The sequence below is a fragment of the Salinisphaera sp. T31B1 genome, assembly GCF_040361275.1.
Taxonomy (GTDB): Bacteria; Pseudomonadota; Gammaproteobacteria; order Nevskiales; family Salinisphaeraceae; genus Salinisphaera.
This window is the reverse complement of the sequence record NZ_APNH01000001.1, coordinates 965,001-977,190: the sequence shown is the minus strand read 5'-3', so window position 1 is coordinate 977,190 and position 12,190 is coordinate 965,001. Positions and strand designations below refer to the sequence as shown.

General features: G+C 61.4%; 8 protein-coding genes and 2 rRNA genes (1 of these 10 running past the window's edge). 3 read left to right on the top strand and 7 right to left on the bottom strand.

Annotated elements, in window-relative coordinates; all coding sequences use genetic code 11:
* Positions 1-55: 55 nt before the first annotated feature.
* The gene (locus tag T31B1_RS04515; protein WP_353248255.1) at positions 56-1,246 is read right to left on the bottom strand and encodes a pyridoxal-phosphate-dependent aminotransferase family protein; all 1,191 of its coding nucleotides are present in this window, start codon (positions 1,244-1,246) and stop codon (positions 56-58) included.
* A gap of 432 nt (positions 1,247-1,678) precedes the next feature.
* Between T31B1_RS04515 and T31B1_RS04510 the strand changes: the two genes are divergently transcribed.
* Positions 1,679-2,557: an SDR family oxidoreductase gene (locus T31B1_RS04510; RefSeq protein WP_353248254.1), complete on the top strand. Its 879-nt coding sequence runs from the start codon at positions 1,679-1,681 to the stop codon at positions 2,555-2,557.
* A 13-nt stretch (positions 2,558-2,570) separates the two neighbouring features.
* Here T31B1_RS04510 and T31B1_RS04505 read toward each other — a convergent pair whose 3' ends face one another.
* On the bottom strand, positions 2,571-4,037 hold the full coding sequence (locus T31B1_RS04505; RefSeq protein WP_502950930.1) for an amidase: 1,467 nt from the start codon (positions 4,035-4,037) through the stop codon (positions 2,571-2,573).
* Between the two features lie 353 nt (positions 4,038-4,390).
* Here T31B1_RS04505 and greB point away from each other — a divergent pair, with 353 nt between their 5' ends.
* A complete protein-coding gene (greB, locus tag T31B1_RS04500; RefSeq protein WP_353248252.1) occupies positions 4,391-4,876 on the top strand; it encodes a transcription elongation factor GreB in 486 nt (161 codons plus the stop codon).
* A gap of 38 nt (positions 4,877-4,914) precedes the next feature.
* Positions 4,915-6,171 (top strand): MFS transporter, encoded by a 1,257-nt coding sequence (locus T31B1_RS04495; RefSeq protein ID WP_353248251.1) that lies wholly within the window; start codon positions 4,915-4,917, stop codon positions 6,169-6,171.
* Here the strand turns inward: T31B1_RS04495 and T31B1_RS04490 are convergent.
* The 5 genes from T31B1_RS04490 to T31B1_RS04470 form a co-directional block, all read right to left on the bottom strand.
* Positions 6,168-7,154, bottom strand: a complete 987-nt coding sequence (locus T31B1_RS04490) for an efflux RND transporter periplasmic adaptor subunit (RefSeq protein ID WP_353248250.1) — start codon at positions 7,152-7,154, stop codon at positions 6,168-6,170. The two genes, T31B1_RS04495 and T31B1_RS04490, sit on opposite strands and share 4 nt — an antisense overlap.
* 63 nt (positions 7,155-7,217) lie before the next feature.
* Positions 7,218-7,421 carry a DUF1656 domain-containing protein gene (locus T31B1_RS04485; protein ID WP_353248249.1) on the bottom strand — a complete coding sequence of 68 codons (204 nt, stop codon included), beginning with the start codon at positions 7,419-7,421 and terminating at the stop codon, positions 7,218-7,220.
* Positions 7,411-9,519 carry an FUSC family protein gene (locus T31B1_RS04480; RefSeq protein WP_353248248.1) on the bottom strand — a complete coding sequence of 703 codons (2,109 nt, stop codon included), beginning with the start codon at positions 9,517-9,519 and terminating at the stop codon, positions 7,411-7,413. Before T31B1_RS04480 ends, T31B1_RS04485 begins: the two co-directional genes overlap by 11 nt.
* Before the next feature lie 126 nt (positions 9,520-9,645).
* Positions 9,646-9,761, bottom strand: a 5S ribosomal RNA gene (rrf, locus tag T31B1_RS04475).
* Positions 9,762-9,835: 74 nt separating this feature from the next.
* Positions 9,836-12,190 (bottom strand): 23S ribosomal RNA (locus tag T31B1_RS04470) (it continues 542 nt past the right edge of the window).

Sequence of the window (12,190 nt, the reverse complement as noted above, 5' to 3'; positions counted from 1 at the left end):
CGTCACCTGCCCTGTCCGCCCGCGTTCGGCGGGCAGACGCGGATTTACTCTGTTGTCAGGCCACCTTGGCCGCGCTGCCCGCGGTTTCGGCCAGATAATCGAGGGCTGCCTGTACGCCGCCGGCCTGGTGATCGATCCCGGCCCGCTTGAGCCCCATCTCCACGCCGCTGAGCGTGCCGGCCAGCGTCAGATCGTTGAAGTCGCCGAGATGGCCGATCCGAAACGCCCGGCCCTTGAGCTTGGACAGACCTGCGCCCAGCGACATATCGAAGTCGTCGAGGATCAGCCGGCGCAGGGCGTCCGGGTCAACGTCATCCGGCACCAGCACGGCGGTCAATGCGCTGGAATACTCTGCCGGGTTCGTGCAGACAATCTCGAAACCCCACGCCGCAACCGCGCGACGCGTCGCCTCGGCGTGGCGATCGTGGCGGGCGAAGACGTTGTCCATGCCCTCCTCGGCGAGCATGTCCAGGGCCGCACGCAGCCCGTAGAGCAGGTTGGTGGCCGGCGTATAGGGGAAGAAACCGGATTCGTTCGGCCCGAGCATGTCCTGCCAGTCCCAATACGAACGGGGCTGGCTCGATGTCTTGGATGCGGCCAGCGCCTTGTCTGAAACGGCATTGAAGCTCAGGCCGGGCGGCAGCATCAGCCCTTTCTGGGAGCCAGAGACCGTGACATCCACGCCCCATCCGTCGTGCTCGTAGCGGATCGATCCGAGCGACGAGATCGTATCGACCAGCAGCAACGCGGGGTGCTTCGCGTTGTCGATCGCCTTGCGGATCTCGGCGATGCGGCTGGTCACGCCGGTCGAGGTTTCGTTGTGCACGACCGCGACGGCCTTGATCTCGTGACCGGTATCCTCGGCGAGTCGTTTTTCGATGGCCTGCGGATCGGCGCCGCGCCGCCAGTCGCTTTCGATCAACTCGGGCTCGAAGCCCAGCCGTTGCGCCATGTTGAACCAGAGCGTGGCGAAATGGCCGGTCTCGTACATCAGCACGCGATCGCCCGGCGAGAGCGTATTCACGAGCGCCGCTTCCCAGGCGCCGGTACCCGAAGCAGGGAAGATGATGACGGGATTGGTGGTCCCGAACACCGGCTTGATCCGCTCCAGCACATCGGCACCCAGGGCCTGGAAATCCGGCCCGCGGTGATCGATGGTCGGATAGGACATCGCGTGCAGGACGCGATCCGGCACGTTGGTCGGCCCGGGAATCTGCAGAAAATGTCGGCCGCTCTTGTAGCTCACGTAACGCTCCTCAACACCACGGTTATTGCGGGCTCGCAACCGTCGCTTGGCATTCGCCCGGTTGAAAGACTCTTCGGGCTGGTCTGCCGACATCGTTCATCCGGTGTCCGCCACCGGCCTCAACGCATGCGCTTGTTCCGAGATCAGTCGGCCGATGGCCGGCTTAGCCAGCTGGTTTACCCGAGCGTAGGCCAACTAAATAATGAATGCAATTTTTTTCGCGTCACCGTGACGCTGCGGTAAAAATTCTCAAACTATTGATATTTATTGAATTAAACAATTTTATAATGAATTCAATTTGTGTCCCGGTCTTGCTTGGGCCTACGACTTTGGGCGAATGTCCGCCGTGCAACTCGCGCGGCCCCTGACGGTATTGCGCGGTTGGGCTAAGGTCGGAGTCCGGTACGACAGACACGAGTTGAGGTCACGAACTTGGCAACACTGCAGAACAAGACCCTTTTCATCACCGGCGCGTCCCGCGGAATCGGCCTGGCCATCGCGCTACGCGCGGCGGCCGACGGCGCCAATGTCGCGATTGCCGCCAAGACCGATACCCCGCATCCCAAGCTGCCGGGCACGATTCATACCGCCGCCGAACAAATCGAGGCGGCCGGCGGCAAGGCGTTGCCGATCGTCTGCGACATCCGTGACGAGGGCCAGGTCGAAGCCGCGGTCAAGCAAACCGCCGTGCATTTCGGCGGTATCGATATCTGTGTCAACAACGCCAGCGCGATCTCGCTGACCGGCACCCTGGAAACGCCGATGAAACGCTACGATCTGATGAACCAGGTCAACGCCCGCGGCAGCTATCTCGTCAGCCAGAAATGTATTCCCTTTCTAAAGGAGGCCCAGAGACGAGGGAATAATCCGCACGTGCTCATGCTCTCGCCACCGCTGGATATGCAACCCAAATGGTTCGGCCCACACGTGGCCTACACGATCGCCAAATACGGTATGAGCCTGTGCGTACTCGGCATGGCCGAGGAATTCGCCGAAGACGGCATCGCCTTCAACGCGCTATGGCCACGTACCGGTATTGCCACCGCCGCCATCGACCTGATCGGCGGCGAACAAATGCGCAGCCACTGTCGCAAGCCGGAGATCATGGCCGATGCCGCCCATATCGTGCTCACCCGGCCGGCCCGTCAATTCACCGGCCGATTTCTGATTGACGACGTGCTCCTGCACGAGCACGGCGTGGACGATTTCGATCAGTATGCGGTCGATCCGAGTCAGGAACTCTGGCCCGATTTCTTCGTACCGGATGACGTTCCGCCGCCGCCCGGCTCGATGGGCAGCCGGCTGGATTAGCGCGCTACGAGCGCTAAGCGCGCCAGGCCGGCTCCCGGGTCAGCACCTCGGTTGCGGCCTGCTCGTAGGCTGCGGCCAGACGCAGGACGGCGATATCTGCCTGATGCGGGCCGATAAGCTGCAGACCCATGGCGCGGCCCCGGGCATCGAAGCCGGCCGGTACGTTGATCGCGGGCACGCCCGCCAACGACGCACCGATGACGACTTCCATCCAGCGGTGGTACGTATCCATCGGCCGGCCGGCGATCTCGGCGGGCCAGTGCGTATCGACATCGAACGCGAACACCTGCGCACTGGGAATGGCGAGCACGTCGAAGCGCTCGAAGCACTGTCGAAGGACTTGATACCATACGCTGCGCTCGACGTTGGCGGCATGGATATCCAAGGCACTCAGAGCCAGGCCGTGTTCGATCTCCCAACAGGCTTCGGGCTTGAGCCGACCGCGTGTATTCGAATCGGCGTGGAGCGGTGCCAGCTTGCCGGCCACCGCCCAGTGGCGCAGCGTGTTCCAACAGCGCCACAGCCGGCCCGGGTCGATATCGGGCGTCATCGGCTCGACCACGCAACCGATCGTCTCCAACCGGTTCAACGCCTGCTTGCAGACGTTGAGCACGCCATCTTCCATGGGTAGATAACCCTGCCAGTCGCCAATCCAGCCGATACGCAATCCCCGCGTATCGCCCCCCAGATCGGTGGCAAGCCGGGCCGGATCGTCGGCAATCGACAGCGGCGCTCGCGTATCCGGGCCGGCCTGGGTGGACAACAGCCGAGCAAGATCGGCCACGCTGCGCCCCATCGGGCCTTCGGTGCCCAACTGCTGGCCGAACACATCGGGCGACGGCGCCTGCGGTACCCGACCGAACGACGGCCGGAACCCGAACACGTTGTTGAACGCTGCCGGATTGCGCAGTGAACCCATCATGTCGCTGCCGTCGGCGACCGGCAGCATACGCATGGCCAGCGCCACTGCCGCACCACCGCTGGACCCGCCGGATGTCAGGCCATGATCGTAGGCGTTTCGGGTTGCCCCGAAGACCGGGTTGTAAGTCTGCGAGCCCAGGCCGAACTCCGGCGTATTGGTTTTGCCGACGACGATCGCGCCCGCGGCTTTCATACGCGCAACCATCAGTCCGTCGGCGGCAGGTATCTGGCCGACGCACAGCGGCGAGCCGAAGGTGGTGGGAATACCGGCGGTGGGCGACAGATCCTTGATTGCCTGCGGTATGCCGTGCAACCAGCCCCGATATATGCCCCTGGCCAGCTCTTGATCGCAGGCATCGGCCGCGTCGAGCAACACATCGGCGGGCTGGCGCGAAACGATGGCGTTGACACGCGGATTGACCGCATCAATATGCGCCAGATAGGCCGCCATTACCTCGCGACAGGTCAGCGCTCGCGCAGCGATCCGATCCGACAGCGCCACCGCGCCGAGCGCGACGATTTCCTCCACTCCCGAGTGGGGGCATGTTGTCGATTGAATGGCCAACTCGTCGTCCTGCGCGTGCCGAGCCACGATTATGCCCCGCGGGCGCTGACCACCCAAACCGATAGGCGCTGCTCGGCCGCTTTATACATGTCAGACAGGTCCGTCGGCTTGGAAGACCCGAATTACGGCAACCGCCGGGTCGCCGATGCGACACGCAGCGCCGCCAAGAACGCATACGCATACATCGAGTTCGCTCTCCGTTACGAGTTACGCGTCTCCAGCCGGTTTTTTGCCGGCGGCTCGATATCCCGCGGCATGGCCCGGCGCATTGATTGCGACGCGATCCGCCCCTGGGCGGATCCTAATTGTTTATCCTGAGCGAGATTCGACTGTTAAACGGGTACCGCTTGGCACCGCGCGACTACATCACCCGGGCCGGCTGGCAGAAGCTGGCCGATGAACTCGATCATTTGTGGCGAGACAAGCGACCTTTCGTGGTGCGCAAGCTGGCCGACGCCGCCGCCGAGGGGGATCGCTCGGAGAACGCCGAATATATCTATCGGAAGAAGGAGCTGCGTGAGATCGATCGCCGGGTGCGCTATCTCGGACGCCGTATCGACGAACTGAGCGTCGTTGACCCTGCGCCGGACGATTCGGAACGGGTCTTCTTCGGTGCGTGGGTCACGCTGGTCGATGAACACGATACGACGCATCGATACCGCATCGTGGGCTCTGACGAAACCGATGCCGCCAGCGGTGCCATCAGCCTGCACTCGCCGGTCGCCCGCGCGCTGCTCGGCCGGCGTGTGGCCGACGCCGTGACCGTGAACTTGCCGGGCGGTGCACGTGAATTCGAGATCATGGAAATCGACTACGAGCCCGCCGACCACTGACCGCACGCCGCGCTCGCGCGTGTAAGATACAGCCGATCATGCGACTGCTCTCCCGTCTCGACCCCGACAGCGTGCTGCGCGAAGCCGCGTTCGTACAGCTGCTCAGCGGTCGCATCACAGCGACGCTGGCCACGCAGATTCAGTCGGTCGTGGTGGGTTGGCAGCTGTATGCGATGACGCGCGATCCGCTCACGCTCGGCTGGGTGGGACTGGCCCAGTTCCTGCCGATGGCGCTGCTGGTGCTGCCGGCAGGCGACGCCGCCGACCGCCTGCCTCGACGGCTCATTCTGACCGCGAGCTGGCTAACACAAGCTGTCGCAGGCGTTCTGTTCCTGTGTCTTACGCTGTCGGGCACGTCCTCACCCACAGGCTACTATGGCGCGCTGGTCCTGTTCGGCATGGCGCGTGCGTTTGCCGGCCCGGGCATGCAGTCCCTGTTGCCTCAGATCGTGGGCGAGGCCCGCTTGCCCAAGGCCATCGCATGGAATTCGTCGGCGTTTCAGGTGGCCGTGATCGGCGGGCCGGCCCTCGGCGGTGCAGTCTATCTGCTCGGTCCGTCGGTTGCCTATGCGCTGTGCTCGCTTTTGTTCGCCGCAGCGGCCGTTTCGGTGGCGCTGATTCGCAAGCCGCTGCCGGCGCGCGCCGACACGTCGCGCCAGAGCGCGTTTGCGCGCTTTACCGCGGGTATCGTCTACGTGCGGACACGGCCCATCATTCTCGGTGCGATCTCGCTGGACCTGTTCGCGGTTCTATTGGGCGGCGCAACCGCGCTCCTGCCGGTCTATGCGCACGAGATTCTGCATACCGGCCCGGCCGGGCTCGGCCTGCTTCGCAGCGCGGTGGCCGTCGGGGCCTTCACGATGGGCATCTATCTGGGCCGCAATTCGCTGCAGCGTCGGGCGGGGACCACGATGTTCACGGCAGTGGCGATTTTCGGCGTGGCGACCATCGTGTTCGGGGTCTCCACGAACTTTGCGCTGTCGTTCGTCGCACTGATGATCATGGGCGCAGCAGACATGATCAGCGTGTTCGTTCGCTCGACGCTCATCCAACTGGCCACGCCAGATGCGATGCGCGGACGGGTCAACGCGGTGAATATGCTGTTCATCGGTGCATCGAATGAACTCGGCGAGTTCGAATCCGGCGTCACCGCCGCCTTGTTCGGGACCGTGGGGGCGGTCGTGCTCGGCGGCGCCGGAACGCTTGCGGTCGTCGGCGTATGGATGTGGCTGTTCCCGGCCCTGCGCCAGGTCGATCGGCTCGACGAGGTGCGTACGACGCCGCCGGGCGGTTAGTCGCCGGGATCGAGCCGTGCTGCCGGGGCTTGCTGCAAGTCGACGGGCGGCGTGACGAGCCCGTCCTTGGGTGTAATCCGTGTGCTGTCCTGACTCGACGGCTCATCGGTCGTATCACCGCCGTCATCCGTGCGCACATGCACGGTCGCGCTCAGACCGACACTCAGCGGCAGTTCCGTGGGCGGGCGATCGAAGTCGATGGTCACCGGTACGCGCTGGGCCAGCCGAACCCACTGGAAAACAGGGTCAACGTTGGGCAGGTTGCGCTCTCCAGGAGCATTGTTGGCCACGGCAATGCCGCGGCCGATGCTGGTCACACGCCCGGCCAAGGTACGATCGCTGGACATCAGATCGATACGAACCCGGTCGCCGAGCTGGATATGCGGCAGCTTGGTCTCTTCGAAGTAGGCCGTGACACGGAAGGTTTCGGCATCCACCAGGGTCATGACCGACTGGCCTTGGGTAGCGTAATCGCCCTCGTCCAGCAGCAGATGGGTCACATAGCCGTTGACCGGCGAGCGTACGCTCGCCCATTCGAGATTCTGTTTTGCCTGCGCCAGCTGTGCCTGAGCCTGGTTCACCGAGGCCTCGGCCATGAGCGCGTTCGACTCAGCCTGCTGCAGATCCTGCGTGGAGACCCCGCCCGGCGGCAAGCGTTCAAGGCGACGCGCGTTGCGACGTGCGAAAGCACGCTGGGCCTGAGCGGATTCCAGTGCCGCACGTGCTTCGGTCACCGCGTGTTCGAAACGCACCGGCTGAATTCGGAACAACAGGTCGCCTTTGTGGATATAGCTGTCGTCGGCGACCGCCACTTCGGTCACCGTGCCCGAGACTTCGGGGGCAATATTGATGACATCGGCCTGTACACGGGCATCGCGTGTCCACGGGGCATACACATAGTGCTGCCAGGCGAACCAGGCAAGGATACCGGCTACCGCCACAACCAGCAGCGTGGCTAGTACACGCAGCGAAATCAGCAGCATTCGTTTCGATTGAGCCATTCAGTTACAAAGCCACAACAACGGTCTCGCGCGTACGCTGTCTGCTCAAGGTCCGAACAGCAGCAGAATTGTCGACAGCACGATAATGAACAAACCGGCACCGGCCAGCGCCGGATGCCAGAACAAACGGTAGGCCTGCACGCGCAACAGGGCCGCCCGCAGAACCAGATAGATCAGTCCGGTCGCTGCCAGAAAGATCAAAAAGATCGGCAGGTAGATGCCCCCGATGGCGATTTGTTCAAACGGCACGCTCGACCCCGCCTAGCCGAATCGATCCACCATCGGCATTCTCCCGCGCCAGCCCGTAATCGGCCAGCGCGGCCGAGACGAGCTCCGCGGCAACCGCGGCGCGTATGCCGTGACGCATGCGTCGACGGGGCTTGAAGGTAAGCGCTTCGTCGAGCATGCGTTGGGCCAGTTCATTGGTACGCCGCTGCATGGCAAACACACGCTCGACCGGCGGATACCCTTTTTCGAACAATTCGGCCAGTCGGTCGAGTTCGCTGTCCACCTCTTCGCAGACGCCACTGCAGAAGCGCGCGCGGTCAGTCAACAGGCGCAGCGAGCGCGCTTCCAGACCCATATTGACCGCAGAAAACGCCGCTTGGCGCGCACTGACGTGCGTCTCACCCTGATCCGCGGCCACGGGCAATCGCAGCAACCGATCGTAGACCCGTGTTTCGAACCGCTCGCGCGAGCCCGTGAATCCGCGTGCCAATTCACCGAACATGCCAGCCAGGCGCTCTCGCAGCAGGCCGCGGGGCGAGACCGGCAGAATGATCGCGAACGCGACGAGCGACAGAATAACCGCCAGCTCCGCCCCCATGAGCGCTTCGGCGAAACTGACGAAATCCTGGCGACTGTCGTTGGCCGGATGAACCAGTAGCCCGAACACCACAAGCGAGATTCGGCCGATCAACGCCAGGCTGGGTGTCGCCATGGCCAGGGCCGCGACGAAAACCACGGGCATGATGACCACCATGAGCATCGCATAGCTGTTGACTGCCGGCAGAATCGCGAAATTCACCACGAAGGCGGCCGCGCCTGCACAGAGGCTGCCGATACCGAATCCGCGCGCCCCTCCCGATGGATCGTCGCCCAACGAGAAAAGTGTGGTCAGTACGGCCAGCAGTACCATCATGCCGTTGAGCGCCGGGTCACCGTGGGTCGCCCAGATGGCTGCGCCGAAGGTCATGGCGGTTGCCGCGCGAGCGGTGGTGCGCAGCGATTCGCGCAACGACACCGGCACCTGAAATTCGTTGCGTCGACTCGTCCGGCGACGACGGCTGGTGCCGCGTTCGGCCAAAAGCATGCCGTGCTTGATCACCGCCGCACGCACGCGATTGGCCATGTCCAGTGAACGGCTGATCACGACCCAGTCGACGAGCGAACGAGCCCGATCGGTCCGGGGGCCTGCCCGCGCGTCATCGAGGATCGCATGGTATGCGTGACCGAAGGCTCGCTTGATCTCCCGGGTATTGTTCGGATCCCGCGCGAGCAACGCCGCGGCTTCGTCCAGCCGTTTGAGCGGCGCACGATTCACGTCGTCGCCGAATTTCGCCAGATAGACCTGCAACGAGGCCATCGCGCTCACCAGCGCCAGCAATTCGTAGTCCAGCCGCCGAGCGAGCCGGTTGTACTGTGCAAAGGCAGGCGCGTCGAACTGGGCGTATTGCCTTGTCTCTTCAAGCGTGAGGGTCTTTTGCACGAGCGAATGCAATTCCGGATGCGGCGTACGCGGGTCGCCGTCATAGGCTTCGATCTCCGCCGGGTTTCGGTCCAGCCGCTGAAACTGCCGACCGATCGCCTGGAATGCCTGAATACGCGCAGTCAAATATTTGCGTGCCGTGGTTCCAGGCGCCAGCAGAACGCTTACGAACGCCGCCACCACCGCCGCCAGCGCGGTTTCCGATGTCCGTGCCACCGCGACCGAAAATACCATCGACGGATCACTCATTGCCCGTACGCCCACGATCATCGTGACGTAACCGGCCAGCACGAAACCGTAGGAGAGATTGTTCCGGAACAGGCTCGCACAGAAGACCATCAGACTGACCCAGCACACCAGGGCCGCACTGAACATCGTATAGCTCTGTGCGAAAAGCGCGATCAACACGATCGACATCACACCCGCTATGAACGTGCCGGCCAGCCGCGCAAACGCCCTGACCACAAGAAAGCCTGGCAGAGGCTGAATCAGGATGGCCACGTTGATGAACACCCAATAGGCGTTTTCCAGCTGTAGCCAGAACGCCAGATAAAGCGCGATAGCAATCGACAGGCAGCATCGGATCGCGAACGAGAGGTTCTCGAGACTGGGCGCGAATAGCCAGGCGAGGCGCGACATCCGTGCATTATACAGTGCACAACCGATCTCGGACCACGGCCGGTCCCTTAGATTCTACTCGTTGAAAAGCGGGTCGTAAGACATAAAAAAAGCCCCGCTGCGATGCAGCGGGGCTTTCTATCAAGAGCCTGGCGGTGACCTACTCTCGCACGGGGAGACCCCGCACTACCATCGGCGCTGAGCGGTTTCACTTCCGAGTTCGGAATGGAGTCGGGTGGTTCCCACTCGCTATGGCCGCCAGGCAAACTGGACAATCTATATGCAATCGAACACTGCGCGGATCCTGATAACGCGCTCAAAAGCGCTTGAGCGTTATATGACCAAGCCTCACGGGCAATTAGTACCAGTAAGCTGAATACATTGCTGTACTTACACATCTGGCCTATCAACGTCCTCGTCTTGGACGACCCTTAAGAGCCCTCAAGGGGCTAGCGAGATCTCATCTTGAGGTGGGCTTCGCGCTTAGATGCTTTCAGCGCTTATCCCTTCCGTATGTAGCTACCCGGCAATGCCACTGGCGTGACAACCGGAACACCAGAGATACGTCCATCCCGGTCCTCTCGTACTAAGGACAGATCCTCTCAAATCTCGAACGCCTACGGCAGATAGGGACCGAACTGTCTCACGACGTTCTAAACCCAGCTCGCGTACCACTTTAAATGGCGAACAGCCATACCCTTGGGACCTGCTTCAGCCCCAGGATGTGATGAGCCGACATCGAGGTGCCAAACTCCTCCGTCGATGTGGACTCTTGGGAGGAATCAGCCTGTTATCCCCGGCGTACCTTTTATCCGTTGAGCGATGGCCCTTCCATACAGAACCACCGGATCACTAAGACCTACTTTCGTACCTGCTCGACCCGTCGGTCTTACAGTCAAGCACCCTTTTGCCTTTGCACTCGTTGCGCGATTTCCGACCGCGCTGAGGGTACCTTTGCACTCCTCCGTTACTCTTTGGGAGGAGACCGCCCCAGTCAAACTACCCACCATACACTGTCCCTGATCCCGATAAGGGACCTAGGTTAGAACCTCGAACATTTCAGGGCGGTATTTCAAGGGTGGCTCCACGCCGGCTAGCGCCAACGCTTCAAAGCCTCCCGCCTATCCTACACAAAAATGTTCGAAATCCAGTGTAAAGCTATAGTAAAGGTGCACGGGGTCTTTCCGTCTTGCCGCAGGAACACTGCATCTTCACAGCAATTTCGATTTCACTGAGTCTCGGGTGGAGACAGTGTGGCCATCGTTACGCCATTCGTGCAGGTCGGAACTTACCCGACAAGGAATTTCGCTACCTTAGGACCGTTATAGTTACGGCCGCCGTTTACCGGGGCTTCGATCAAGAGCTTCGCCACAAGGGCTAACCCCATCAATTAACCTTCCGGCACCGGGCAGGCGTCACACCCTATACATCCTCTTACGAGTTAGCAGAGTGCTGTGTTTTTAGTAAACAGTCGCAGCCACCTGGTCTCTGCGGCCCCGTCCAGCTCGGCTCGCGAAGAGCTTCACCTACTGGGGGCGCACCTTCTCCCGAAGTTACGGTGCCATTTTGCCGAGTTCCTTCACCCGAGTTGTCTCATACGCCTTAGGATTCTCACCTCGTCCACCTGTGTTGGTTTGGGGTACGGTCTGCATAACCTGAAGCTTAGAGGTTTTTCCTGGAAGCTGAGTATCAGTTACTTCATCTCCTTGGAGACTCGTCATCGCGTCTCGGCATTGGGCCTCCGGATTTACCTAGAGACCCTGCCTACATGCTTAAACCGGGATAACCATCACCCGGCTAACCTAACTTTCTTCGTCACCCCATCGCAGTTATGCGAGGTACGGGAATATTAACCCGTTTTCCATCGACTACGCCTTTCGGCCTCGCCTTAGGAGCCGACTCACCCTGCGCCGAATAGCGTTGCGCAGGAAACCTTGGACTTTCGGCGGGCAGGTTTTTCACCTGCCTTATCGTTACTCACGTCAGCATTCGCACTTCCGATACCTCCAGCATGCCTCACGGCACACCTTCACGGCCTACGGAACGCTCCTCTACCACTTGCAATAAATTGCAAGTCCGCAGCTTCGGTGCATGGCTTTAGCCCCGTTATATCTTCCGCGCGGGCCGACTAGATCAGTGAGCTATTACGCTTTCTTTAAAGGATGGCTGCTTCTAAGCCAACCTCCTGACTGTCTTTGCCTTCCCACATCGTTTGCCACTTAGCCATGACTTGGGGACCTTAGCTGGCGGTCTGGGTTGTTTCCCTCTCCACTACGGAAGTTAGCTCTCGCAGTGTGTCTCCCGTGCTTGAACTTGTCGGTATTCGGAGTTTGCCTCGGTTTGGTAAATCCTTATGGACCCCCTAGCCGAAACAGTGCTCTACCCCCGACAGTTATACACGAGGCGCTACCTAAATAGCTTTCGAGGAGAACCAGCTATCTCCGGGCTTGATTAGCCTTTCACTCCTATCCACAGCTCATCCCCTAATTTTTCAACATTAGTGGGTTCGGGCCTCCAGTCGGTGTTACCCGACCTTCACCCTGGCCATGGATAGATCGCCCGGTTTCGGGTCTACTCCCAGCAACTGATCGCCCTATTAAGACTCGGTTTCCCTACGCTTCCCCTACACGGTTAAGCTTGCTACTGAGAAGTAAGTCGCTGACCCATTATACAAAAGGTACGCCATCACCCT

Coding starts and splice junctions, on each gene's coding strand:
- T31B1_RS04490 (WP_353248250.1), bottom strand. CDS start 7,154: ATGCTGCTGATTTCGCTGCGTGTACTAGCCACGCTGCTGGTTGTGGCG.
- T31B1_RS04495 (WP_353248251.1), top strand. CDS start 4,915: ATGCGACTGCTCTCCCGTCTCGACCCCGACAGCGTGCTGCGCGAAGCC.
- T31B1_RS04480 (WP_353248248.1), bottom strand. CDS start 9,519: ATGTCGCGCCTCGCCTGGCTATTCGCGCCCAGTCTCGAGAACCTCTCG.